The sequence below is a fragment of the Pseudomonas sp. G166 genome, from assembly GCF_037027455.2.
Classification (GTDB): domain Bacteria; phylum Pseudomonadota; class Gammaproteobacteria; order Pseudomonadales; family Pseudomonadaceae; genus Aquipseudomonas.
This window is the reverse complement of the sequence record NZ_CP146985.1, coordinates 702,288-728,773: the sequence shown is the minus strand read 5'-3', so window position 1 is coordinate 728,773 and position 26,486 is coordinate 702,288. Positions and strand designations below refer to the sequence as shown.

At 61.7% G+C, this 26,486-nt stretch carries 18 protein-coding genes; 10 read left to right on the top strand and 8 right to left on the bottom strand.

All coding sequences use genetic code 11. The annotated features are described in order from the left end of the window. The first annotated feature begins 9 nt into the window (after nucleotides 1–9). Nucleotides 10–2,787: a hybrid sensor histidine kinase/response regulator gene (locus SGN16_RS03170; RefSeq protein WP_210642660.1), complete on the top strand. Its 2,778-nt coding sequence runs from the start codon at nucleotides 10–12 to the stop codon at nucleotides 2,785–2,787. 37 nt (nucleotides 2,788–2,824) lie between these two features. Here the strand turns inward: SGN16_RS03170 and SGN16_RS03165 are convergent, their stop codons facing one another. The 3 genes from SGN16_RS03165 to SGN16_RS03155 all read right to left on the bottom strand — a co-directional run bounded on the left by SGN16_RS03165 (nucleotide 2,825) and on the right by SGN16_RS03155 (nucleotide 5,079). Then, nucleotides 2,825–3,505, bottom strand: coding sequence for a hypothetical protein (locus tag SGN16_RS03165; protein ID WP_335943867.1), 681 nt, complete (start codon nucleotides 3,503–3,505; stop codon nucleotides 2,825–2,827). Next, complete coding sequence (locus tag SGN16_RS03160; protein WP_335943866.1) at nucleotides 3,502–4,206, bottom strand: hypothetical protein; 705 nt, start codon at nucleotides 4,204–4,206, stop codon at nucleotides 3,502–3,504. Before SGN16_RS03160 ends, SGN16_RS03165 begins: the two co-directional genes overlap by 4 nt. Before the next feature lie 63 nt (nucleotides 4,207–4,269). Further along, nucleotides 4,270–5,079 carry a hypothetical protein gene (locus SGN16_RS03155; protein WP_335943865.1) on the bottom strand — a complete coding sequence of 270 codons (810 nt, stop codon included), beginning with the start codon at nucleotides 5,077–5,079 and terminating at the stop codon, nucleotides 4,270–4,272. A 252-nt stretch (nucleotides 5,080–5,331) separates the two neighbouring features. Here SGN16_RS03155 and SGN16_RS03150 point away from each other — a divergent pair, with 252 nt between their 5' ends. Next, entirely contained in the window at nucleotides 5,332–5,928 is a 597-nt protein-coding gene (locus SGN16_RS03150) for a MarC family protein (protein ID WP_335943864.1), read from the top strand. Here the strand turns inward: SGN16_RS03150 and SGN16_RS03145 are convergent, their stop codons facing one another. The 5 genes from SGN16_RS03145 to cobG form a co-directional block, all read right to left on the bottom strand. Further along, nucleotides 5,929–12,984 carry a TcdA/TcdB catalytic glycosyltransferase domain-containing protein gene (locus SGN16_RS03145; RefSeq protein WP_335943863.1) on the bottom strand — a complete coding sequence of 2,352 codons (7,056 nt, stop codon included), beginning with the start codon at nucleotides 12,982–12,984 and terminating at the stop codon, nucleotides 5,929–5,931. Nucleotides 12,985–13,205: 221 nt separating this feature from the next. After that, complete coding sequence (gene cobJ / locus SGN16_RS03140; protein WP_335943862.1) at nucleotides 13,206–14,900, bottom strand: precorrin-3B C(17)-methyltransferase; 1,695 nt, start codon at nucleotides 14,898–14,900, stop codon at nucleotides 13,206–13,208. Further along, complete coding sequence (locus SGN16_RS03135; RefSeq protein ID WP_185057686.1) at nucleotides 14,900–15,634, bottom strand: precorrin-2 C(20)-methyltransferase; 735 nt, start codon at nucleotides 15,632–15,634, stop codon at nucleotides 14,900–14,902. Before SGN16_RS03135 ends, cobJ begins: the two co-directional genes overlap by 1 nt. Continuing rightward, complete coding sequence (locus SGN16_RS03130; protein WP_047227378.1) at nucleotides 15,631–16,257, bottom strand: precorrin-8X methylmutase; 627 nt, start codon at nucleotides 16,255–16,257, stop codon at nucleotides 15,631–15,633. The genes SGN16_RS03135 and SGN16_RS03130 overlap by 4 nt, the downstream gene beginning before the upstream one ends. Further along, nucleotides 16,250–17,569 (bottom strand): precorrin-3B synthase, encoded by a 1,320-nt coding sequence (gene cobG / locus SGN16_RS03125; RefSeq protein ID WP_335943861.1) that lies wholly within the window; start codon nucleotides 17,567–17,569, stop codon nucleotides 16,250–16,252. The genes SGN16_RS03130 and cobG overlap by 8 nt, the downstream gene beginning before the upstream one ends. Before the next feature lie 350 nt (nucleotides 17,570–17,919). Here cobG and cbiE point away from each other — a divergent pair, with 350 nt between their 5' ends. The 8 genes from cbiE to SGN16_RS03085 all read left to right on the top strand — a co-directional run bounded on the left by cbiE (nucleotide 17,920) and on the right by SGN16_RS03085 (nucleotide 26,322). Continuing rightward, the gene (gene cbiE / locus SGN16_RS03120; RefSeq protein ID WP_335943860.1) at nucleotides 17,920–19,131 is read left to right on the top strand and encodes a precorrin-6y C5,15-methyltransferase (decarboxylating) subunit CbiE; all 1,212 of its coding nucleotides are present in this window, start codon (nucleotides 17,920–17,922) and stop codon (nucleotides 19,129–19,131) included. Then, on the top strand, nucleotides 19,124–20,221 hold the full coding sequence (locus SGN16_RS03115) for a cobalt-precorrin-5B (C(1))-methyltransferase (RefSeq protein ID WP_335943859.1): 1,098 nt from the start codon (nucleotides 19,124–19,126) through the stop codon (nucleotides 20,219–20,221). Before cbiE ends, SGN16_RS03115 begins: the two co-directional genes overlap by 8 nt. Beyond that, nucleotides 20,218–20,940 carry a cobalt-precorrin-6A reductase gene (locus tag SGN16_RS03110; RefSeq protein ID WP_335943858.1) on the top strand — a complete coding sequence of 241 codons (723 nt, stop codon included), beginning with the start codon at nucleotides 20,218–20,220 and terminating at the stop codon, nucleotides 20,938–20,940. The genes SGN16_RS03115 and SGN16_RS03110 overlap by 4 nt, the downstream gene beginning before the upstream one ends. A 245-nt stretch (nucleotides 20,941–21,185) precedes the next feature. Then, nucleotides 21,186–21,584, top strand: coding sequence for a DUF2946 domain-containing protein (locus SGN16_RS03105; protein WP_335943857.1), 399 nt, complete (start codon nucleotides 21,186–21,188; stop codon nucleotides 21,582–21,584). Nucleotides 21,585–21,629: 45 nt separating this feature from the next. Then, the gene (locus SGN16_RS03100) at nucleotides 21,630–22,109 is read left to right on the top strand and encodes a copper chaperone PCu(A)C (RefSeq protein WP_210642649.1); all 480 of its coding nucleotides are present in this window, start codon (nucleotides 21,630–21,632) and stop codon (nucleotides 22,107–22,109) included. Between the two features lie 57 nt (nucleotides 22,110–22,166). After that, nucleotides 22,167–22,571 (top strand): DUF2946 domain-containing protein, encoded by a 405-nt coding sequence (locus tag SGN16_RS03095; protein ID WP_335943932.1) that lies wholly within the window; start codon nucleotides 22,167–22,169, stop codon nucleotides 22,569–22,571. An 83-nt stretch (nucleotides 22,572–22,654) separates the two neighbouring features. Beyond that, nucleotides 22,655–24,781, top strand: a complete 2,127-nt coding sequence (locus SGN16_RS03090; RefSeq protein ID WP_335943856.1) for a TonB-dependent copper receptor — start codon at nucleotides 22,655–22,657, stop codon at nucleotides 24,779–24,781. 161 nt (nucleotides 24,782–24,942) lie between these two features. Next, nucleotides 24,943–26,322, top strand: a complete 1,380-nt coding sequence (locus tag SGN16_RS03085) for a PepSY domain-containing protein (protein ID WP_335943855.1) — start codon at nucleotides 24,943–24,945, stop codon at nucleotides 26,320–26,322. The last annotated feature ends 164 nt before the right edge of the window (nucleotides 26,323–26,486 follow it).

The window sequence follows — 26,486 nt, the reverse complement described above, 5'->3', positions numbered from 1 at the left end:
GATTTCGCCGTGCGCTGGCTCAGGATTGCCATAGGCTTAACCGTCACCCTGCTGACGCTGCTCTGCATGCTCCCGGCACAGGCCGCGCCAGGCAGTGGCTGGGCGGTATTGCTCGACGAACAGGGCGACCTGACGCTCAGCGACATCCGCTCTGCCCGCTACACCAATCAATTCAGCCCCATCGACCTGGACCGGCTCAAAGCAGCCGAACCTGGCGGGGCACTGTGGTTGCGTTTTCGGCTGGCCCCCGACAAGCATGAACAAATCCTGCGCATCTTCGCACCCGACCTGTCTCGCCTGAATCTCTATGTGCTGGACGGTGATGCCGTGGTTGACCAACAAATCAGCGGCGATACCCTGCCACGCACCGAACTCCCCGTGCCCACCAGCGATTTCATGCTGGCGCTGCCGCGTAGCGATAAACCGCTGGACGTCTACCTGCGACTGGCATCGCGACACGAACTGCGCCCCTACGTCACCCTGCAACCGGCGGTACTGGCGGCGGCCAATCAGAACCAGACGCTGATCTATGGCTTGCTGTTCGGCTGCATCGCCATGCTGATCCTGCACAACCTCACCCGCTACGCCTATACCCGTTCACGCAGTTGCTTGTGGCTGGCGGCCTGTGAAGGCCTGCTGATGCTGAGCCTGGTACTGCTGCTGAATCTGGCGGGGCCGTGGTTACCTGACTGGCCTGCGATCCAGACACCCGGGGCCTACCTGGCGCTGCTGTTCACCGCGCCCTGTGGCTTGATGTTCGCCTACCGTTTTTTCGCGCCCTTGGGGCCGCATCCGTTGAACCGGCTGCTGCTGGGGGACATTGTGCTGGTCATGCTGTGCAGCCTGTTGCTGTTGTTCGTCAACACCCTGCCGCTCAATATCATGACCTATGCACTGGTGGCCCTGGCCGGCCTGAGCATGTTGTTCGTCAGTGCCTGGCACTGGCAAAAAGGTTACCGCCCGGCCCGGCTGTTCGTCGCGGCGATGGTGGTTTTCAACCTCGGCACACTGATCATCCTGCCGGCCCTGCAAGGGCTCACGGAAGTCCCGCCACAGGGCCTGATCGTCACCTTGCTGGTATTCATCTGCATCAGCGGCCTGCTGATGAGCGTTGCCCTGGGTGAACGCCAGCGCTCCATCAACGAGAGCCGTTTCAGCATCAGCCGCGACCTGGCGGCGAGCAATGCAGAAATCAATGCCAAGGCCGAATTCCTGGCCAAGATCAGCCACGAAATCCGTACCCCGATGAACGGCGTACTGGGCATGACCGAGCTGCTGCTGGGCACGCCGCTGTCGGTCAAGCAGCGTGACTACGTGCAGACGATCCACAGCGCCGGCAATGAGCTGCTGACCCTGATCAACGAGATCCTCGACATTTCCCGACTCGAATCCGGGCAGATCGAACTGGACGATGTGCAGTTCGACCTCAATGCCCTGATCGAGGATTGCCTGAGCATCTTCCGCGCCAAGGCGGAGCAGCAAAACGTCGAGTTGATCAGCTTCATCCAACCCCAGGTACCACGGGTCATCAGCGGCGACCCGACGCGGCTGCGCCAGGCGCTGCTGAGCCTGCTGGAAAACGCCTTGAAAAAAACCGACGAAGGCGAGGTGTTGATCGTCGTGGCCCTCGACGAGCGCAGCAATCAGCCGCGCCTGCGCATTGCCGTGCAGGACAGCGGATCGCCGATGGACGCCGAAGAGCGCGACACGCTGATGCATGCCGAGCTGCACAGCAAGAACTTCCTCTCGGCCACGCGCCTGGGCGGTAACCTGGGCCTGGTCATTGCCCGCCAGCTGATCATCCTGATGCACGGGGAATTCGGCATCAAAAGCGGCAGCAGCCAGGGCAGCACCTTATGGCTGACCTTGCCACTGGACCCGGACCGCCTCGAACATCCGACCTCCGACCTCGACAGCCCGCTGCAAGGGGCCCGCGTGCTGATCGTCGACGACAACGACACCTGTCGCAAGGTATTGGTGCAGCAGTGCAGTGCCTGGGGCCTGAATGTCAGTGCGGTGCCGTCGGGCAAGGAAGCCCTGGCGCTGCTGCGCACCAAGGCACACCTGCGGGACTATTTCGACGTGGTGTTGCTGGACCAGAACATGCCCGGCATGACCGGCATGCAACTGGCGGCCAAGATCAAGGAAGACCCGAGCCTGAACCACGACATCCTGTTGATCATGCTCACCGGCATCAGCAACGCGCCGAGCAAGATCGTTGCACGCAACAGCGGGGTCAAGCGCATCCTTGCCAAACCAGTGGCCGGCTATACCCTCAAGACCACCCTGGCGGACGAACTGAACCAACGCAACAAGGGCCAGGCGCCGAACATGCCAGCGAACGCGGGGCCGGTCATCCCGGTGAAAGTGCCCAGCGATTTCCGCATCCTGGTGGCCGAGGACAACAGCATTTCCACCAAGGTCATCCGCGGCATGCTCGGCAAGCTCAACCTGCAACCCGACACCGCCAGCAATGGCGAAGAAGCCCTCAAGGCCATGAAGGAGCAGCGCTACGACCTGGTCTTGATGGACTGCGAGATGCCGATCCTCGACGGCTTTTCCGCCACCCAGCAATTGCGCGCCTGGGAGATGGGCAACCAGCGGACCCGCACCCCCGTAGTGGCGCTCACCGCGCACATCCTGGCCGAACACAAGGAGCGCGCCCGTCAGGCCGGGATGGACGGGCACATGGCCAAGCCGGTGGAGCTGTCGCAATTGCGCGAGCTGATCGAGCACTGGGTGGCCCAGCGTGATCAGCAGAACAGGTCGGCGGCGCACACATCCTAGGCGGCGACATGGCGGTCAGCGGGCCCCGCCGCTCTGTTCAAAGTTCCAACGCATGCAGATGGCGGACTGTCTCGCTCATCACCGCGGCGGCGACTTTTTCTCTGAACGTTGCGTAGTGCAGCGTGTTGAATGTAATAACCGCCATTTCTTCCTGGCTGCTTTCCACCACGTCCTCTATCGGCCAGAACAGAAATCTCGAAACCGTTCTGCGGGTGCGGAACTGCTTGTGGTAGAGCCCTATCTCTATTCTCCCGGAAGACTTGGGCGTGCAGGGAATCACCTGGAAGCATCCCGTGTCACGCATCAGGCTCGTCCTTTCGAATACCTCGAGCGCATCGGGATTACGCCTCAGGGTTCCTAACGCCTGGCTCGCCTGCCGGGAAAAACGTTCATCAAATGACCGGGATATTTGCCGCGAAACGCTATCGGCCATCAATCCCTGCCCCGCCCACCCGGCACTGACAGGACGCGCCGAATCCCATCCCAGATACCTGAGTTTATTTTTGTAATAGTCAAACCAGTTGCCGACCAAACCGTCCTTGTAGGCCGAACGTGTTGCCAATTGCGCGTACAGGTTGCTCAGGTAGATATCTTCTCGATCCTGGAGGGACAGTCCCTCATCGAATGACACGATACTGCCGCCCACCACGGCTGCTGCCGGAGTGTCACTGCGCAGAAGCACCTGCCCATTGGCCGGTCGAATCCCCATGTCATTCATAAAGACACAGCCCCCGTCACTCCATGCTCGACTGCGTCGGAAATATCAAAGATGTTCCTGGCGGCCTTATCCCCGAGTTTCTTGATAATTGCATCGCGAACAGGCGCATAGAGCGCTTCGGACAAGTTCGCCTGAAAGCACCGCAGTTGAATTGTGCCTGGTACCGGATCGGTGGAGAAAAGTGGCCCAAGAGGATTAGCGGTACTGTGCCTGGTGTCAAACTCCAAGCAGACAACGTTCAGCACAGGCCCTCGCTGGGCCAGAATGACTTGCAGCCTGACCCTGCACGAAAGCTCCGGGGATTTGGGGCCCTGAACCCACTCGCGCAATCCTTCAATGGCCGGCAAGGCGCAAGGCAATTGAGCGACACGATTCAACAGGCGCGTGAATTCAGTCATTTTTGTTTGACCAACATACGCCCCCAGTCGTTTTTCCACCCAAGACATCATGGTGTATTTTGATGGAGTATCGAGTGTAAAGTTGTCCCACGTTACCGCCTTTTGCACCCAACCGTTCTGTAATACTTCCCGGTATGCCCCATACCATTCACCCGACGAAGAAAGAGCTGGATACTTCTTGCTGGCTACCAACTGCGCAAACAACACCGAATTCATTACATCGCACTTCTCCTGCTCCAGCATATCGGCTGACAGCAAGACAACAGCTCCGGCATTGATAAAAACCGAACAATCATCACTCATTATAATCACCTGATTCGCTAAGGGATGGCGACCACTGCGTAGTCGCCAAGAGATCACATGAGGTTAAATCTCATACTCTTCGATCTTTTTCTGCGCACGATCACCCAACCTTGCAATGATGGTGGCTCGGGTCCGATTAATAATTGACGGCACCATGGTCATATGACATTCACCGCGATACAGATCGACCGAACTGCTGTCCCAATTCACAAAAAGGACTTTGGTCTGATTCGTCCGATTAATGAAACGCACGGCCCCCAATGCCATGATGACTTCGCCGTGTGGGGTTTCGTGGCAGGTCGCCACACCAAAACCACCCGCACCGGTCTCTCTGATATTTTGATCAAAGAGTTGAAGTGGCTTGTCACGGCCTTGCAGCGCAGCTATTGCGTCACCTGCCACTTTAAGCATCAGTGCCGACGTTGGACCAGGAACAGCGGCGGCAGCCACGGCCGAACCCAGGATCCTCAACACCAGTTGATCCATCTTGAAGCTCCTGCCCGACGCCGCGACTGTGTCGTAATAGCGTTGCAGGATCGTCCAGCCGCAGTCTTGCATGACTTGCAGAAAGAATTGATACCACTCTCTACCTTGATCTTCCCGTGGATACGCCCTGTTCGCCGCCAGCGATGCATACAGATAGGAATGCTGGATATCCGCCTGATTTTGCTCAGTCATTCCCGAGACGAATGCCAGGATACTTTCCCCGACAATCGAAGCGCGGTCCGGCTTTTCCACAGCCGCTTTATACCCGACAGGATTGATTGCAACAGTGCGCGAAGAAACAACAACATTTTCCGGCATGATTTCATAACTATTCAGCCGATCAAGACGATCAGCCAAGGTTAAAACCGAATCAAACTTAACACTCATAGATATATTCCTTATTTAATTAAGGCCCTCCATGGACCCCGAGAACAACATGACTCAAACCCACCCCAAGCAACAACTGCAAAACTGTAACCACACATAATACCTGCGGCACTGACTATTCAATGGCACTTCGCTTTTCCACAATAAAGCGAAGTTTTCGGCACTTGAAAATTTCATGTTCACGGCGAGCCGACAGACACCCCCGGCGCCTGATAAACTCCACGCCAATTTCATTCGTCGTGAGCCTCGACCATGCTCCATGTGCTGTTCAGCGTTTACTTGAAGATGTTGGTGCTCTACAGCCCCTTCTTCGTGTTGTCGTGTTTCATCGGCCTGACTCGCGGCTACTCACGCAAGGAACAACGCCGCCTGGCCTGGAAGGTCGCGACCGCGACGCTGGTGTCCAGCGTATTGCTGTACCTGTTCGGGCGGGTGATTTTCAGCGTGTTCGGCATCACCGTGGACGCGTTTCGCATTGGCGCCGGCAGCGTGCTGTTCATTTCGGCACTGGGCATGGCCCAAGGCAAGTCGGCCGTCCAGACGGACAACGTGCAGCAGGACGTGGCCATCGTCCCGCTGACCATTCCGTTGACCGTCGGCCCCGGCACCATCGGCGCCCTGCTGGTGATGGGCGTGAGCCAACCGCACTGGGACGACAAACTCATGGCTATCATCAGCATCGCCCTGGCCAGCTTCACCGTTGGCGTGGTGCTGTACCTGTCCAGCCGCATCGAGCGGATTCTGGGCGACCAGGGCTTGCAGATCGTCAGCCGCCTGATGGGGCTATTTGTCTGCGCGCTGGCGGCGCAGATCATCTTTACCGGGGTCAGGGGCTATCTGGTGCCGTAATCAACCCACCTCATTGGTTTCCACCACAGACGACACGCTCGACAACGCCTTGAGCGTGACGCCGCCCTGGGCGTCCGGCAAGGCATCCAACCGCTCTATCAGGGTCGAAACGGCATAATGCCGATTGCTGCCAAAACTGAGCAGGACTTCCCCGCGCAAGTTGATATCTGCCGCATACACCTCGCGAACGATCACACTGTGCCCACTGTCCGGATCAATGATCACCAGGTGTTCATCGACCCGACTGAGCAACAACTGATCAGGCTCATCCAGGTCCCAGATCAATTTACCGGGGATTGTCACCGCGCTGCCCAGGGAATGGCGGCAGTCGAGGATGACCGACTTGACCCGCAACCAGGCCGCTTTTGACAGCCGGTAACTCACCGCGCCTTGCCCCATGCGCAGGATCAGGGTCGTGACACCGTCCGGCATCAGCGCCAGGAGATCATCGATCTTCACCTCCTGGCCCTCGACAACCAGCACCTCACCTTCACGCTGGACATAACTGAGTGGTCCCATTTGCCCCGTACCGGGCAAGGTCAACAGCTGTCCATTCTTGCTTTCATGAAGTAATACCTGGGTCTGCCGCTGGGTTCCCAATAACTCGAAGGATTCCGGAATGGCGGCCCTGGGAACCCGGATCACACGCCCGGTCCTGGCGACGAACCACTTCAGGCTCTCAGGCTCTTCCACCGACAGCAGTGCGCTATGGAACGGCTGGGCCGCCAATTGCCTGAGCCCCTCTTGCTCCCGTCCATCCTGTGCGACCACCCATTGACGAGTGACACCGGTAATCAACGCCGGCTCCTGGTCGCGTAACGCGACCACCACCCCCTCGAATGTCACGCCACGCAGCCCCACACCTTCAGCCTTCAGCTCGACAAACTGGCAGGGCGCCCATTCACGTTCCCCGCGGGGCAACGCATCAGCCTGCAGCAAACGTGAACCCTGGCCAAAAGCCGCCTCCAGTTTCTGCGGATCGATAAAGGCCTGACGATAGACCTCGCCGCTCGACACATCGAATAACCACGCTGCCTCGCCGTCCGGGGTGGCGCCAAGCAGGCGGACTTCCTTTGCATGTCCCAGGTCAGCCAGCAACAGCCGGTTGCCGACATACCAGGCACATAACTTGGCATCGTCGTTGAAGTTGCTCAAGCCGATGAGGGCAAAGCGCTCGCTCGCGTATTGCCGGGCCAGCGACTCCAACGCCGACCACCAATGCTCCCGATCCTTGAACCATGCCTCGTTCACGCCGCCCAGCACGAGGTCGCCCTGGCTCGTCAGGTTGAAGAACCGGCCATCGGATGTCAGCGCCACGTATCCACTCTCGACAGCGATTACATTCTTCAGTTTGTCGGACTGCAACCATCTGTTGGACCACTGCCCTTTGCCCGCGACCAAGGTTCGCTGCCTGCGGCATAGCTCCTTTCTGAGCCGGTCATAAACCACGAACATATCGCGGTCGTCCGCCAGCGTGAGCAGCGTCAAATCAGTCATATTCTTGATCGAGTCGGGCCAGCCACGGTCCTGGTTGCGTCTGGACGAAGGACGAACGATCAAGCCGTCCCTGTGGCGAACCCAGGCCATGTCCCGTAACTGCGCCTCACTCTTCCAGCAGACCGAAACGAAGGGCGCCGGTTGCCAATTGACGGTGGCAAAGCTGTCCTCGGTGCCCACAGTCGGGACAAAGGGGTACTCGCCGCCCAAGACCTGCGACCAGTCGGCCAATGTCTCGCTGGCACTGAAAATGGATTCCAGCGCCGGATCCAGATCGCGCGTGACTGAACTGAGCAGCAATTGCCCCTCATGAATCACATACACCAGTACATCGCAGGTCTGATCCGCGCGAGTGATTTGCTGTACGACATGAATCACCCCCTGCGCATCCGCCTCGACACGCTGGATGGTGGCAGTCACATTCCTTGTACTGCGCAACCAATAGCGATGGCTCAGCAGCCCGGTGACCGCGTCGGCTTGCCAGATGATCAGGTTCTGTGGGTCGTAGAAATAACAGGCGCCACCCGCCACCGCTCCCAGCACCGCTTCATCGACGCCCGGCAACTCGTCACGCATGAACAGGAAACGGTCGTCCTTCGCGTCATACCAGGCCGTGACGTAGCGAGGTTCGTCCGGCTTCTCGAACGGCACCAGGTAACGATGAACCGGTGTATACGGCATCACCAGGCGGCGCTGCCTGGCCAGGGTCTGGAAGTGCTCCTGCAACGCCTGCCGATCCATGCTCGCAGGCACCTCCTGCTCGACAACCACGAGTTTGCCCGCCTCCATCTTGAATACTTGGTTCTGGCTGATCCGCAGCAGCACGTCATGACGCCCCGATCCACTGAACGTCACCTGGACGTCACCGATGAACAGTCTTGCGTAACGCTCGATCCGGATATCACTCTCCTGGGCCCAAGGGGCGTCCAACACCCAACTCGAGTTCAACGGACGCGTCGTATCGAGGGTCAGGCTCACACCGGGATGGAGCACCAATGCACAGCGCTTGCCGGCGCCCTGGATCTCATAGGTGATTTTTCCGTGCCAATCCGGTGGCAGCACGGGCACCACCAGAGAGCGATCGATGCCATCGAGCAACACCTTGATCGCTGTCGGTCGATAATCCGGGACCAGGCGATAGAGGATGTAGTCACTGGGGAACGAGTAGAAGGAAAACAGAAACAGCCATCCTCCCTGCGCTGTCTTTTTCTCCAGGCGCCGCGCCGTGTCGAACCCGGTGTCATGGCGCAGTCTGGCGAAGGGTAATGCCTTGTATTCGTAGCGGTAACAGGTTTGCGGTGTGCAGGGCAGGACGATGACTGAACCTGCGGGCGGCGCGAATTTGGCTCGACCCGGTAGATTCAGATGACGACGGATATCGATCGCCCGCTCGTAATCGTCATCAAAGGTAGGCACCCCGAAATGATCGCGCAGCGGATACAACTTGGGGCTGTCCAGCATCAGCTCGGCGCGGGTCAGGTCCAGCGTATGAACGATCAGCGATGAACGCGGCAACCACGCACCACCGCTGGCATCAGAGCGATAGGGCTGGAGATGGGCGGTTGCCACCTCATCGAAAAACAGCCCGACCTGCTTGGCTTCTTCGGCAATGGTGGCAAAACCCTGGGCCAACGCCGCCACCCCCACTGCCAACCCGCCCAGCATCACGGCAGCACCGCCCAGCACTGCTCCAGCGGTGGTGGCTCCGGCGGCGTAGGCGCCCACCGACAACATCAGGCTGGCCGAGTCGAACGCCAGTTGGGTACCGAACTGAGCGCGCTCGACTTCGTTTTGGGTGGTCGACAGCTGGTAGATGTCGAACCCGACATTCGCCAATTGCAGCAACCCCCCGGTCGCTTCGCTCACACTGCTTCCCACTGCCGCCTTGACCACTGGCGCGACGGTATGGGCAATCAGCTTCTCCTGGGCCAGTGCCTGCCGAACCAGGCCGACCAGGCCGGCGATATCGGCCACGTTGCCATGCATCAATTGCGCGTAATTGACATAGGCATGCAAGCGGACCGCCAGGCTCAATGGCCGCTCAGGCCCCTCTCGGCCCCGCAAGGCGTTCATCAGCGCTTGTATGGCGAACCCGGCGTTCAGGGTGTGGACGCTGCCCACCTCGGTCGGATCGCTCGGCACGGAAGGTCTGTTGGCCAGGACCGAAAAGCGTTCCGAGAGGTAGTTCTTTATCCGCAGGAGTCGATGGTCGTCGGTCACGATCCGTACCAACTGCTCAGGCTTTTGCGGATCGATCAGGTTCATCCGGTACGACCCGTTCGACATGACCTCCAGGGTTTCGAACAACGGCACAAGGTGCGGCGCCAGCTGATTGGCTTGCTGAAGATGGGTCGTCACTTGCTCGATCTGCTGGCCCCACCAATGGCCATCCAGCGCCAGCAGACAGCTACCCAGTCGAGGATTGCTTTGCAGCGATTGCCCACGTGCGTTGGCCACCCGCTGCCTGATGGGGCGTTGCGACGGTCCGGACAAAGCCCCGGGTTGCAGCAGGTGCTTGACCGTGAACCCATCGGAGAGTTGCCAGGCCGCGACCTTTTCACTTTGCAGGTCGATCAGATCGAATTCAGGCCGAGCTTCGCTGCCATAGGCGGCGTAATAACGAGCCATGCCCTCTTTCTGGAAAAAATGCTCCAGACCACGTCGGAACGCATCCGGCTGCTCGAATTTACACAAACCAAAATTGGGGTCGAAAAAATGATAGGTGGCGCGTTCCGCACTGACGGTCTTGGCCACCAGCATCGAATGATTGTCAGAGTTGAGCATCAGCGTACGCGGGCCGGCGTGTTTCTCCAGAGCGGCGGTGACCTGATCGAGGCTAGCCTGTCCAAGCGTGCGACCAACGTCACTCATCGGTACGTCTCGCAGCTCTTCCAACGCTTGTAGAAAGCCTTGGGAATCGTCTTGCCCTGGCTCCAGCACCGCCAGAAAGAAGCGCTCGCGCAAGTGCCCGGAGGCGGCATCACCCTGCGCAAGTGCCGCACTCATCACCAGCGCCAGGGGATAGCAACGCCCACCAATCGTTTCGCCATCGCGGTTGAGCAGCAAATCCTGGGGAACCATCTGCACACCGTTATGCCCGAACCCATCAAGCAATTGCCCTGACCGCTCGATGACCTGGATACGGTGCTCAAGGGTGGCCACCTTCTGGATCCGCCCGACATGCCGCCCCCATTGATACAGGGTCCGCGCCTCCTTCAAGGCGGTTCTTTTCAGTTCCAGAGCGCTGTCGGATGGCATCGACGCGTACGTCGGATCACTCCCCAGGCCACTCATGAACCTCGCGGCCTTGCGCTTGTACAACTGGCGCTCGATGACCGCGTAACGCCCGGAAACGCCCTGCTCGGCGACGCCATTGGCCAGGTTCTCCAGCTCACTGGTGGCCGCATTGAAATGTGGGTTGTCCAGGGAATCCAGCCCCAACAACACGCCCAGTGCCAGTCTTTGCAAAGGACTCGCTTCAATGAAACGACGAGAGCCATTGGCGATGTCACTCAGCACCTCATCGATCCCCTGGTCGCGCATTTTTTTGTCACTCAGGAAGACCGGAACAAGCGCGTCGGGCGCCTGACTCTTGATGAGCTCGCGATCATCGAAACTCAGCGGCAGCGGCTTTTCGAAGCGGATCTCACCGTCATGCCCCTGCCTCATCGCCTCGATGAATGGCTCGCCGAGCCCCTCGACCAGTCGCTCAAGCACATCGGTCAGCAGCACCGCGCGCCCTTCGATCAGCGGCCATCCCTGCTGAAACTCAATCGTCGAATGCTTGAGCAACTGCGCGATATCGCCCTTGTAGCGGGCCTTGTACTGACCTTCGCGCCAACGCGCCTGCTCGTTGCTGACCCATTTCTCGGGATCGTTTCCATTCTCTTTCCAGGAGTGATCCTGCTCCTCTTCCGTGGCGCCATTGACCGTCAGATAGGGGGCAACGCCAGCCTCCTCGTGCAAAGTCTTGGCAACTGCCGCGCTCAAGTGCGCGTTCGCGTAGTCAGCCATGCCGTCGCGCATGGCGCCGGGGCCCGTCAGATGGACGGTTCCTTCGCTTTCGAAGCGAATGCCGTCGCCGAAGTGGGTCGCGACGCCCGATATCCGCGCTATCACCCTGAGCACTTCGCCCATCGGCAGGCGGCTCAGCGGCCCATGGTTTTTTTCGAATACTTCTTCCACCAGGGTCAACATGCCGGCAACGTCGCTCAATGCGACATCGCGCTGGGCAGCCAACTGGACCGACGCGTCAACCAACTCATAGTTGGAGCGCAGACGGTCGATCACGCTTTGAAGAATCTCGGCGCCCGGATGGGCCATCAGAAATGCATTGGATAACGACAGTTCCATGCTCAGGGCACGCAACGCGAAAGGTCGGGCCGACCGCTGCGCCGGCAACTCGAAGACCTCACTCAAGCTTGGCCGGCTTCGCGCGAACGCTTCCAGTGTTGGCAGATGTTCGGCGGGAATATGCGCGCGATAACGGGAGGAAGCCTGGCGGCCGGGCATCCATTCGGGATTCTCGTTCAGCAGCAATTGCAGGGTCCCCAGACGGGCATCATGGCCAAAACCGCTGATGTCGACTCCGCCCAGGGTTGCCGATAACGGCGGAAGGTGGTCGATATCGGTATACCCGCCACCTTCGGCAAACAGGACTTCCGCGCGCACGACATCCGACGCCGACGCCATATTGCCCAGCAACCGCATCTCTCGGTCATAGACATCCTGCAACTGCAACGAAACTGCACCGGCAGCAAGGTCACGCAACTTGAAGCCGTCCATGCCCAGGATACTGCGACGATTGCGTTCCAACTGTTGGCGCAGCACTTGCGCATCCTGACCATAGGCGCGGGTCAGTAAATCCAGCCGGGCTTCGTCGGCTGATCCGCCCTTCGCCACGGCGGCATTGATATGGGCTTGCATCTGTTGTTTCAGGACAATGGCCCGTTCGTTATACAGGGCACCCAGATCAACTTCGGCAATACGCTCATCTACATCATGTAAAAAGACATCGGCCTTGGCGGCTTCGACAATAAGCTTATTGGTTTGCCACGCCAGTAACGCATCACTGTCATACCAAAGATTCAGGGCATAGCCGTGCCGGGCCAATACCTGTCGCCATACATTGAGATAATCGCGCTGGATGTCGCCAAGTCCGCCACCGAGCCAGACGAAGTGCAACGTCTTGGGCACCTCCGCTGGCAACTTTCTCATTTGCTCGCTACTGAATTGAAGGCGTGCTTCGTGATGCTCGATTTTGTCGTATATCTGCGCCAGATCCACACCAGCCCCGGCGGGACCAGACACACGCCCGTCCTGGCTACGCTTGACCCTGCGGTTGCCCAATAGCTGGGCCAGCGTCTGTTTCAAAAGCCCCAATGGTTCGAGCAGCCTGTGGGATTCCGGCGTAACGATACAGGCAAAGTAATAACGGAGGACCGCCTCGTATTGTTCGCTTTTTTTATACGGCGACAACGCCTGTTCAAGATCCGACAACTTGAAAAGACTGATGAACTTTACCAGGCCGTCGCTGTTTTTAACTTCTGCATCCTGCATAAAAACACTCCTCGTCCAACTTGACTAATAGCAAGACTAAAATAAATAAAGATCCACCGCCGCACCAGGCAGAACTAAGAAACGATAGAAGGCAGACAAACTAGCGCCTAAAACCCAACAACTCAAACAGGAAGGCTTTCAATGCATTTCAAAGATTTAAGATTCAATGACGAGAATCGAGAGTTGCAATCGAACAGGGCGGCCAGGCAGGCCGCCCTCATTCAGGAGGCTGGCTTGGATCCATACCAGCGAGGCGTATAGACCCAGCTGGCGCCGGACGCGCGCGGGAACACGCAGGTAGTGGAGGAACCGATCAGCACCATGGTGCGCATGTCCACTTGATCCGGGGTCAATGCCCCCAGCGTGGTGACACGCAACGTCTGCCCCGGACGACCGATATCGCGCCCCAGCACCACAGGCGTTTGCGCCGTGCGATGTTGCCCGACGATCTCCAGCGCCCGACCCAACTGCCATGGCCGGGAACGGGAGATCGGGTTGTAGAAGGCCAGGGCCAGGTCGGCTTCGGCCGCCAGGTCGAGGCGCTTCTCGATGATCGACCAGGGCTTGAGGTTGTCCGACAGCGACATCACGCAGAAGTCATGGCCCAGCGGCGCACCCGCCTGGGCGGCGGTCGCCAGGGAGGCCGAGACACCCGGCAGGATCTGCAAATCGACGTTGTGCCAATGAGCATCCGTCGACTCATGCAATGCTTCCAGTACGGCGGCAGCCATGGCGAACACGCCCGGGTCGCCGGACGACACCACCACCACCGACCGCCCCTGGGCCGCCAGTTCAAAGGCATGCCGGGCACGCTGCATTTCTTCGCGGTTGTCAGTGCAGTGCTGCACCTGATCGGCCCGGAAGGGCCCGGCCATGCGCACATAGGTTTCGTAGCCCAGCACATCGGTGGCACGGTCGAGTTCGGCGCGCACCGCCGGCACCATCAACTCGGCAGCGCCCGGGCCGAGGCCGATCACCGCCAGGCGCCCGCGCGGGCGACCGATCTGCCGCGGATCGAGGGGCTGCTCGGCCACGGCGATGGCATGACTGCCCATGACCTGTAGCGATGCGGGTTGGCCGAGGGCATCGCTCAACCACGTTTCGAGGTTGCTATTGGCCGCCGCAAAACGCAGCGGCACACCCAAGGCCGACGCCATTTCGTGTAACTCAGCACGGGCCATGTCGCTGTCCGCCGCCAACAGGCACGCCAGCGACTGCGGCGCGAGGCCGGCCTCCTCCAGGATCGCGCCGATGTCCGCCGACGCCCCTGCACTCAACGCCACCAGCACATTGCGCGGATAAATCCGCAGCTCATCCACCGCAGGTGTTCCCGCAGCACTGTCGATACGGATCGCCAGCCGTGCCTGTATATCCTCAGGCAACTGCGCCTGATCCAGCCACGGCGCGGCGCCTTCGATGCGCACCGATTCACCGGCCAGCAGATCGGAGACAAACCGCTTGCCTTGCTCCAGGTCGCCGAGGCTGTAGCCACTCGGCGGATTGAGCAGGCAAGTGCCAAAACGCAATTCACCGCTGGTGGTGATCGCCGGCGCGACTTGCAACGCGGCGGCGATTTCCCGGGCCATGACATTCACTCCGCCCAGGCCGCCCAGCAGCGGGACCACGGCGCTGCCATCCTCGGCCACCGCCAGCACCGGCGGCTCGAGGCCTTTTTCCAGCAGCAGCGGCGCCAGGGTGCGGATGACGATGCCGGCCGCGCACAAGGCGATGATCGGCGTGTCCTGTTGGTAGAGCTCGCGCAACGTCGCGCCGAATTCGAGGTATGAACGATCCGCGCCCTCGACCCGTCCGCTCAGGCCGTGAATCAGGGCATCAGGGTAGCGCTGCTGGATCCGCCGAGCGGTGGCGAGGCTGCCCGGGCCGAGGATGACGATGGCCGCTGTCTTGGATGTCATCAGCCTTGCCACCGTTCGCCCGGCACAATGATCAGCGAGAAGTACGGCGAGGACATCGGTTCGACGTCATCCAGCGGTACGATTTTCTGGTTGGCCATGGTCGCCCGTTCGACGTACAGCGCGCGCCCATCCAGGCCCAGTTCCTGGAGCACCTGGCGAACCTTGGGGAAGTTGCGCCCCAGTTTCATGATCACCGCCGCATCGGCATCGGCCAAACGCCGCTTGAGTTCTTCATGGGGTAGAACGCCGGAGAGCACCGACAGGCTCTGGTTGCGATAGACCAGCGGCGCACCGAGCACCGAGGCACCACCGAGCATCGAGCACACGCCGGGAATGACTTCGGCGTCATAGCGCTCGGCCAGGCGATCGTGCAGGTACATGTAGGAGCCGTAGAAGAACGGATCGCCCTCGCAGATCACCGCCACGTCGCGCCCGGCATCCAAGTGCACGGCCAACTGTTCGGCGGCGGTGTCGTAGAAATCGGCGATCACTTGTTCATAGGACAACGGCGCCGGCAGGGCTTCGGTGGTGACCGGGTAGACCAGCGGCAGCAAGGTCTGCGCGTCCTGCAAATGCGCCTCGATGATGCCGAAGGCATTGCCCTTCTTGCCCTTGGCGACGAAGTACGCCACCACGGGCGACTCGCGCAGCAGGCGCAGGGCCTTGACGGTAATCAGTTCCGGGTCACCGGGGCCCACGCCGAGGCCGATCAGACGTCCAGGCTGCTGCATCATTCAATCTCCGTAGCGAGGGCATTGACGGCCGCGGCGGCCATGGCGCTGCCGCCCAGGCGGCCTTGCATGATCACGAACGGCACGCCACGGCTGTTGGCCGCCAGCATCGCCTTGGATTCGGCGGCGCCGACGAAGCCCACCGGAAAGCCGAGGATCAGCGCCGGTTTCGGCGCGCCAGCGTCGAGCATTTCCAACAGATAAAAAAGCGCGGTCGGCGCGTTGCCGATGACCACGACGCTGCCTTCCAGGTGCGGACGCCACAGTTCCAGGGCGGCGGCCGAACGGGTATTGCCCAGCTCAAGGGCCAACGCCGGCACGCTCTCGTCGCGCAAAGTGCAGATCACCGGGTTGTTCGCCGGCAGCCGAGCCCGGGTCACGCCTTCGGACACCATCCGCGCATCGCACAGGATCGGCGCACCCGCGGCCAACGCCTGGCGCCCCGCCGTGCCCGCGCCTTCGGAAAACTGCAGGCCATCGACGGCCTCGACCATGCCGCAAGCGTGGATCACTCGCACCGCGAGTTTTTCCAGGTCGGCCGGAATGCGCGCCAGGTTGGCCTCGGCGCGAATGATCGCGAAGGAGTTGCGATAGATCTCCTGACCGTCGCGGATGTAATCAAGCATCAAGGGGGCTCCGGGGGCGAGCGTCGAGCCAGTGGCCGAGCGCTTCAATAGTCAGATTGTGTGCCTGCAACGCGCCGAAACCCGGCAGCGTGGCATCGCGAAAATACAGGTCGTAACGACCAGGAGCGACCGCCAGCAAGGTGACGGGCGCGATATGGGCCGCCGCGCAGGAACGCTGGCAGCCTGATAGATGGACCTTCAGGACCCGGCCCTGGCCTTGCAGCAGCTCGGCCAGTTGGCGGGCGTCGGCCTTGGTGTCGGCCAGGGCCTTGGCGCAGCCACTGGAGCCGGTGCAGGCAATGAGTTGCGCCAGGGGTTGGTCGACCGTGCAAAAAAAGCCCAATCCCCCAAGCCGCGCCAGAACTCCTTCGGCCTCCTCGCGGCGCACGTTGGGCAACATCAGGCTTTGCCAAGGGGTAAAACGAAGGCTGCCGTCGCCCTTCTCCCGTGCCAACTGCGCCGCCCCGCGCAGCATGCCGGCGTCGAGCCGGCCAAGAGGTGCGGCGGCGCCGACGTAGACACGCTCGTCGTGCTGGGGATGGCTGCCGATGTGCAGTCCGTCGTTGGACATGTCCCGCTGCCAATCCAGGCAAGCTTGCAGCGGCACGCGACGGGCCAACCGGGCCATGAATTCATCCATGGGGATTTCAGCCAGCAGGTGGCGCATGCGGATCTGGTCCGGGCGAGCCAGGTCGAGAAACAATTCCAGCACCGCTACCACCAGGGCATGCCCCAAGGCCAGGGGCACCCTGCCCGCCGGTTTATCCAACGGGACACCAGCCAAGCCGAAGGCCAGCCAGGGCTCGCCGTCGCGGACCAGGGCCGACAGCCACAGGTCGTGGTGATGTTCGAGCATCGCCAACGCTTCGCCACCGTCCAGTTGCACGGCGAACTTGGCCGACAACTCATGGAAGCGTGCATGGGTTTGCAGGGTGACGAGGATCTGCGCGGCCAATGGGCCGGTGTCGAACAGCATCTGCCGGTCGATCCCGGCCGAGGGGCTGAGCATCAGGTTGCGCACGTCGTCGCCAGCCGGGGTTCGGGGCCCAAGCCCGGCGGCCAGCAATGGCTCGATCAGCGCGTCGTGCCCTGGACCGATGCCGCGAATTTGTAGGTTGCCACGGTTGGTCGCCTCGATCACGCCCCCGGCAAACCGCTCGGCCACCGACGCCACGGCGTCAGCCTGATCCGCCAGGATGGAACCGCCATCGAGCTTGATCCGGCAGATCCCACCGTCCAACGCCTGGACAACCCGCAGCAACCCCGGGCAACCGGAGGGGCGTATGACGTTGGAGGATGGACGTTCGTTCAAGGGCAGACCGGAAGATAAGGCACGCCATGACGGCGAAGGACCGACATTATGCCTGCTTTGCCGGGGGTCATGAAAAGCTTGCCGGTCGGATTGAAGCGAGATTGCTCAAGAACACGGGTTGCCTGATCCGGTGATGTTGTCTGGACCGCCGCCATCGCGAGCAAGCTCGCTCCCACAGTTTTGATCAGGTTGCTCCCAAACTCTATGTTCACCACCAATCCCCTGTGGGAGCGAGCTTGCTCGCGATAGCGGTCTGCAGGCGCCTGATCCGCCGGGGCACGGTATGATAGCGGCCCGGTGCGCGGGTGAGACAGCGCCGCCGATCAAACAGATCTATTCGAGGAACACAGATGACACCCTGGCTGACCGTAGTGGGCATCGGCGAAGAGGGCTTCAAGGGCCTGGGCAAGGTTGCTCGCCGCGCGCTGCTCGGTGCCTCGCGAATCGTTGGAGCACAGCGTCAGCTGGATCTGTTGCCAGTGTGTATCCGCGGTGAACGGGAGCTGTGGCCCAGCCCGTTCTCCCTGGAACCGCTGCTGGCGCGACGGGGCGAGTCGGTGTGCGTACTGGCCAGCGGCGATCCAATGTTCTACGGCGTAGGCGCCAGCCTGGCCAAGCAGGTGCCAAGCGATCAGATGTTGATCATCCCCGCGCCATCCTCTTGTTCGCTGGCGGCGGCGCGCATGGGTTGGCCACTGCAGGACGTGGTCACGCTGTCGCTGGTGGCACGCCCGCTGGCGGCGCTCAATGTGCATTTATCCACTGGCGTCAGGCTGTTGCTGCTGAGCAATGACCGCCAGAGTCCGGCGGCGGTCGCGGCACTGCTGCGCGAACGTGGGTTCGGCCCCAGCCCCATGACCGTGCTGGAACACCTCGGCGGTGTGGCAGAACGACGGCTCGACAACAGTGCGGCACACTGGTCCGATCCCACCGTCGCCGACCTGAACCTGATCGCCATCGAATGCCGCGCCGAACCCTCGGCGTTGCGCCTGTCGCGCCTGGCCGGTTTGCCGGACGCGGCCTTTGAACATGACGGCCAGTTGACCAAGCGCGACGTACGCGCCATCACCCTCGCCCGCCTCGCCCCGACGCCCGGTGAACTGCTCTGGGATGTCGGCGCCGGCAGCGGCTCCATCGGCATCGAATGGATGCGCGCCCACCCCAGCTGCCGCGCGCTGGCCATCGAGGCCGACGAAGGTCGTCAAGCGCTGATCGAACGTAACCGCGACACCCTCGGCGTGCCCGGCCTGCAACTGATTCGCGGGAAAGCCCCCCAGGCGCTGAAAAACCTGGAGCGGCCAGACGCAGTATTCATCGGTGGCGGCGTCACTCGCGAAGGCGTGCTCGACGCCTGCTGGGAGCAGCTCAAGCCCGGCGGCCGGCTCGTGGCCAACGCCGTGACCCTGCAAAGCGAGATGACGCTCATGAACTGGCGCGAACGTCACGGCGGCGAACTGACCCGGATCCACATCGCCCAAGCCCAGCCATTGGGCGAGTTCGATACCTGGCGCCAGGCATTGCCAATCACCTTGCTCGACCTGGTCAAACCCCTCGATGCGTGACGAAACCGCCGAACAACCCGCGCCCCTGCGCAGCGGCCTGACCACCGGCAGTTGCGCCACCGCCACCAGCCTGGCGGCGGCCCGCTTGCTGCTGTGCGGCATCCACGCCGATGCCGTGGAGATCGTGCTGCCCAAGGGCAAGCAGGTGCAGATGCGCCTGGAGTTCTGTCGGCTGACCGAACAGGGCGCCGAGGCTGGGACGATCAAGGACGCTGGCGACGACCCGGACGTGACCCACGGCGCCCTGTTGTTTTCCCAGGTGCGCTTGATCGACGAACCCGGTGTGCGCTTCATCGCCGGTCGCGGCGTCGGCACGGTGACGCGACCAGGACTGGTGCTGGATGTCGGTGAACCGGCGATCAACCCGGTGCCGCGCAAAATGATCAACGACCACCTCGGTCGGCTGGCCGAGGAAAGCGGTTACGCCGGCGGTTTCGAAGTCACGGTCAATGTCGAGGGCGGCGAAGCCCTGGCACTGAAAACCATGAATCCACGCCTGGGGATTCTCGGCGGCCTGTCGATTCTCGGCACCAGCGGCATCGTCCGGCCGTTCTCCTGCGCGGCCTACATTGCCTCGATCCACCAGGGCATCGACGTGGCGAAAACCAACGGCTACCTGCACATCGCCGCCTGCACCGGCAATGCCAGCGAAGACACCATGCGCCGGGTCTACAACCTGCCGGAAATCGCCCTGATCGAAATGGGCGACTTCGTCGGCGCCGTGCTCAAACATGTGCGCAAGGTGCCGGTGGAAAAACTCAGCCTCTGCGGCGGCTTCGGCAAAATCAGCAAACTCGCCGCCGGCCACATGGACCTGCACAGCCGACACTCGAGCATCGACCTGCCACAACTGGCCGAATGGGCGGCTGCAATCGGTGCCGATGAGGCGTTGCAGCAAGGCATTCGCCAGGCCAATACCAGCCAGCAAGCCCTGGCAATGGCCAGCGCCGCCGGCATCGCCCTCGGCGACGCGGTGTGTGAGCATGCGCTGGCCTTCGCTCGCAGTGTGGTGCCGGCCCAGGTCCAGGTCGAAGTCTTCGCCATCGACCGCCAGGGCGGTATCGTTGGACACGCCGGAGCCTTGCAATGAAACGTATCTTGCTATTGGGCGGCGTCACCGAAGCCCTGGCCATCGCCCGCACACTCGGGCCCCAGCATATCTACAGCCTGGCAGGTATCGGTCGCGTTCCCACCGACCTGACCTGCCAGGTACGCGTCGGCGGTTACGGCGGCGCCGAAGGCTTGGCGCAGTTCATTCGCGACCAGGGTATAGACCTGTTGCTGGACGCCACCCACCCCTACGCCGCGCAAATCAGCCACAACGCCGCCCAGTCAGCGCGCGCCTGCAGCATTCCCTGCTGGGGCCTGCGCCGTCCAGCATGGCAACCCCAGGCCGGCGATGACTGGCGCGAAGTGGCTGACTGGAGCGAACTGATCCAGGCCCTGCAACCCTTCCACCACCCCCTGTTCACCCTCGGCCGCGAACCGCTGCAACACCTGCACGAAATTCCGCCAGAGCAATTCTGGACCCTGCGCGCCCTGGACGTTTACCCCGGAAATGAGCGCTGCGAAGTCATTGGTGCCCGTGGACCGTTTCACATCGAGGGTGAGCGTGAGCTGTTCGAACGGCGGCGGATCGATGTACTGGTCAGCAAGAACAGTGGCAGCACGGCTACTGAGCCGAAACTGGAGGTGGCGCGGGAGCGAGGCGTGCCGGTACTGGTGTTGAAGCGGCCGGTGTTGCCGGGGGTGGATCGGGAGTTTGGGACGGTGGATGAGGTGTTGCAGGGGCTACGGCAGTTGGCCTGACTGTCTGTTCTGTTGCCACGCCAAAAACAGCAGATGCCACTCCCTGTCAAACGCTGTATCAGGATTGAGGACCGCTTCGTCGCCGAGCGAGGGTAAGCTTCCCCGCGACAACAGCACTCACTCGACGATCTGTTGCTACTGTTAACACCAGCCCTGCGACCCTACACCGCACGCGGCCTTTTTACTTCTCAACCCCGATCAGGCTAAATACCGCCACCTGATCGCCCAACCGAGCGGATTGCCCCATGTCCCGACAACGGCTTGCATTTGCCTGGATCGCCTGCTTCGCAGTGCTGTTCAACATGCTTGCCATGCCCCTTTCCGGCAACGGTGGCACGGTGGCGAGTGCACCGACCGAACAAGTGCTGTGGGGCAGCTTCTGTTCCTCCAGCGGCACGAAAATGCTGGCGATTTCCCTGGGCAAGCTCGAGCAAGGCACGCCGCAGCAGGACAATCATTCGACGATGCAGCATTGTTGGTGCTGCTCAGGTTCCGCGCCGTTGGTGGCGCTTGCCGGGCACGCGCCGCGGTTGTATCTGGATCTACGGCCGGCCCATCGCGGTGTCGCCCACTCAACACTCGACAGCCCCACACCGCGCCAGCAATGGCCGAGCCTCAATCCCCGCGCCTCTCCTCTGGTCTGATTCCCGCATTAAACCCGCGTCCTGAATCGTTCTGGAGAATCACCCATGTTGAACAGACTCGTCCTGCTGGCTGCCCTGTTGCTTCCAGTGAGCTTCGCCCACGCCCATCAATACAAAGTTGGCGACCTCGAAATCGCTCACCCCTGGTCCCAGGAATTGCCGCCCAATGCACCGACCGTGGCCGCGTATTTCGTGATTCACAACAAGGGCACCACCGCCGACAAACTGCTCAGCGTCGACTCGCCGATTGCCGGCAAAGCCGAGCTCCACGAGCATGTGATGCAAGGCGGCCTGATGAAAATGCAACCGGTGCCCGCTGTGGATATTGCCCCCGGAGCGACGGCTACCTTCGCGCCGATGGCCTACCACGTGATGCTGTTGGAGCTGAAAGACCGCAGCCTGCTCAGTGATGGCAAACGCTTTGCCATGACCCTGCATTTCGAAAAAGCCGGCGACGTGACCGTTGACGTCGCGGTGCAGAAAAAAGCGCCTGACGGCGACAAAAACCAAATGCACATGCACTAAGCGCGTCTACCCGTGGCTCTTCCCCGCAACAGGTCCACCATGCCCCGCCGTCAGCCGATGAGCCTGACACGCGGCAGCTGGCTCAGCCTGTTCGCCATGCTGATGATCTTTATCGGTCCACTGATTTCTCAGTCGATGCCGATGGATCAGCGCATGTCTTCGTCCATGCCTGTGTCTATAAGCATGAGCATGGAGATGGACATGTCGGCGGGTACCCACGCCGAGCATGCGGCACCGGCAGCCGAGCACTGCCGGCCCAAGAGCGAGCATCACGCGCTGTGGGAAAAGTGTGGCTATTGCAGCCTGCTGTTCAACTGTCCCGCGTTGCCGGGCGGCCATACCTTCGCTGCCTTCGATGCACCGTCGGCCAGTACCTACACCAGCCCTTCCCCGCGCCTGGGCCATGCCCGGCAACCGTTCTTTCCGGGTGCCCGCACCCGCGCACCACCCCTCGACGCGTAAGCCCGACACTTACCTCACTCGGTCGCACAAGACAGCCCCAGGCTGCCCGACCGCGTCCTCTACGTCTGTTCGATGGAATCATCATGTCCAGGTTTTCTGCTGGCATCGCTTTGGGCACTGCCCAGGTTCGCTGCCCCCCGAACGAACCACCGGTTCGTTTACGTCATACGGTCGCCGCACTGTGCGGCCTGCTGCTCACGCCCTATGTATTTGCCGATGAGCACGAGCATCACGAGGCTCAGATCGAAGAGCTAAGCCCGACGGTCATCACCGCCATCGCGCCCAGCTCACCCTTGACTGTCGTCACCAACCCCAAGGATCCGCGTCAGCCGGTGCCGGCCAGTGACGGCGGCGACTACCTCAAGACCATCCCCGGCTTTGCCCTGGTGCGCAACGGTGGCACCAATGGCGACCCGGTGCTGCGCGGCATGTTCGGCTCGCGGTTGAACATCCTCACCAACGGCAGCATGTTGCTGGGCGCCTGCCCGGGCCGGATGGACGCGCCGACGTCCTACATCTCGCCGGAAACCTACGACAAGCTCACCGTGATCAAAGGCCCGCAAACCGTACTCTGGGGCCCAGGAGCATCGGCCGGGACCGTCCTGTTCGAGCGCGAGCCGGAACAGTTCGGCGAGCTCGGCACGCGGGTCAACGCCAGTGTGTTGGCCGGTTCCAACGGACGCTTCGACAAGGTCGTGGATGCGGCGGCCGGCGGGCCACTGGGCTACGTACGAGTGATCGGCAACACCGCCCATTCGGACGATTACCGCGACGGCAACAACGACACGGTGCCGTCGCGCTACGACAAGTGGAACGGCGACGTGACGCTGGGCTGGACGCCGGACGCCGACACCCTGTTGGAGCTGACCGCCGGCAAGGGCGACGGCCAAGCGCGCTATGCCGGGCGCAGCATGGACGGCTCGCAGTTCAAGCGCGAAAGCCTCGGGCTGCGTTTCGAGCGCTCGAACATCGGCGAGGTGCTGGATAAGATCGAGGCACAGGTCTATTACAACTACGCCGACCATGTGATGGACAACTACACGCTGCGCACGCCATCCGGCACCGGGATGATGGCCGGGCCCATGGCTTCCAACGTCGACCGTCGCACCCTTGGCGCGCGCATCAAGGCCACCTGGCGCTGGGCCGATGTGCAACTGATCAGCGGCCTGGACGCCCAGACCAACGAGCATCGCCAGCGCAGCAGCATGGGTGTCGACACCTACAAGGACCTGCCGTACACCAAGGACGCCGACTTCCACAATTACGGCGTGTTCAGCGAATTGACCTGGTACGCCGCCGACCGCGACAGAGTGATCACCGGCGCCCGGCTCGACCGCGCCTCGGCCAAGGACTATCGCCAGAGCATCGGCTCCGGCATGTCGGCCCGGCCCAATCCGACTGCCGACGAGACCCGCGCCGACACCCTGCCCAGCGGTTTCGTCCGCTATGAGCACGACCTCGACGACAGCCCCACCACCCTCTACGCAGGCGTGGGTCACGCACAACGCTTCCCCGACTACTGGGAGCTGTTCTCGCCGAACGCCGGCCCCAGCGGTTCGCTGAATGCCTTCGACTCGATCAAGCCAGAGAAAACCACCCAACTCGACTTCGGCCTGCAGTACAAGACCGAAACCCTCGAGGCCTGGGCATCGGGCTATGTCGGGCAGGTGCGCGACTACATCCTGTTCGACTACACCCCCGGGATGATGGGCACCACCTCCCGGGCCGAGAACATCGATGCGCGGATCATGGGCGGTGAACTGGGTGCGGCCTACAAGCTGACCGAACACTGGAAAGCCGACGCGACCCTGGCCTACGCCTGGGGCAAGAACAGCAGCGACGGCAGCGCCCTGGCACAAATGCCGCCGCTGGACGCACGCCTGGGCCTGACCTACAGCGAAGACCGCTGGAGTGCCGGCGCCCTGTGGCGTGTGGTGGCGGCGCAGCACCGGGTCGACGAGAACAAGGGCAACGTGGTGGGCAAGGACTATGGCAAGAGCTCGGGCTTCGGCGTGTTCTCACTCAACGGCGCCTACCGCATCAACCAGCACTGGAAGGTCAGCAGCGGCGTCGACAACCTGTTTGGCAAAGCCTACGCCGAGCACTTGAACCTGGCCGGTAACGCCGGGTTCGGCTACCCGGCGAGCGACCCGCAAGCCATCAACGAACCGGGGCGCACGCTCTGGACCAAGGTGGATATGAGTTTCTAAAAACTTGCCCGAAGCAAACATAAAACCTGTGGGAGCGAGCCTGCTCGCGATGCGATCTATCAGACACATTGGTGCTGAATGTACCGCCGTTATCGCGAGCAGGCTCGCTCCCACAAAGGGTTCCATCGTTCAACCCAATTTGCCCTGCGGAGCGCTTTTCAATGAGCCAACCGAAACCCAACTTCTACAACCTGGCCTGGCGTTGGCATTTTTACGCCGGGCTGTTCGTGGCGCCTTTCATGGTGATGCTGGCCCTGACCGGCATCATTTACCTGTTCAAGCCGCAACTCGACCCACTGATGTACGGCAGCCTGCTGAACGTACCCGCCGGGCATCACACCCTGGCGGCGGACGACTTGCTCAAACAGGTCCGCCAGGCCTATCCCGAAGGCCAGGTCAAACAGTACCTGCCGCCAGTCAACGCCGAGCGCAGCGCGCAATTCGTCGTCATCGACAAAGGCCGGGAACTGAACGTGTTCATCGACCCGTACCATGGCGATGTTCTCGGCGAGCAGGATGCGAAAAACAACCTGCAAGCCATGGCCCGGGCCATCCACGGCGAGTTGCTGATCGGCACGGTCGGTGATCGCCTGGTGGAAATGGCCGCTGGCTGGGGCGTGGTGCTGGTGGTGTCCGGACTGTTCCTGTGGTGGCCGCGCGGGCAATCCTCGGCTGGCGTGCTGTGGCCCCGCTGGAGCAGCCGCGGTCGTTTGTTCTGGCGCGACCTGCACGTGGTCATCGGTTTCTGGGGCGCGGCGTTGCTGCTGGTGATGCTGCTCAGTGGCATGACCTGGACCGGCTTCTGGGGCAAGCAATACGCCAACCTCTGGAACCGCTTTCCGGCGGCGATGTGGAACGACGTGCCCAAGTCCGACGTCGAGGCCGGCAGCCTCAACAACGCCCACCGCCAGACTGTGCCCTGGGCCATGGAAAATACGCCGATGCCGATGTCCGGCGACCATGCCGAACACATGGCCCACGGCGGTATGCACCAAGGCCCCGCCGCTCCGACCGTCAGCCTGCAAGCGGTGCAGGACATCGCCAGCGAACGCCAGGTCACGCCCGGCTACAGCATCACCCTGCCGACCACGTCCACCGGCGTGTTCACCGTCTCGGTGTTCGCCGACGACCCGCGCAACGACGCCACCCTGCACGTGGACCAGTACACCGGCAAGGTCCTGGCCGATGTGCGCTGGGCGCATTACAGCGTCGTGGCCCGCGCCACCGAAACCGGGGTGATGCTCCATGAGGGCAAGATGTTTGGCCCGCTGAACCAGATCATCGTGCTGCTGATTTGCCTGATGATCCTGCTCAGCGCCGTGAGTGGCGTAGTGATCTGGTGGAAGCGCCGGCCAGAGGGCAAGTTCGGCGTACCGCCGCTGCGTCACGATCTGCCAACCTGGAAGACCGGGGTCTTCATCATGCTGGCACTGGCGGTGGTGTTCCCGTTGGTGGGGGCTTCACTGGTGGTGGTCTGGTTGCTGGACCGGCTCGTCACCCGGTTCAATCGCCAGCCTGAGGTCGTCTCATCTTCAAGCTGAAGACGGTGCATTAACGGAAGGCGGCGCGAAACCTCTACAATCGCGCCCGTCTTTCGAACTGTGAACACCATCCCCTGTGGGAGCGAGCTGGCTCGCGATGGCGGCAGTACTTCAACAAAGATGCATGCTGAACCACCGCTATCGCGAGCAAGCTCGCTCCCACA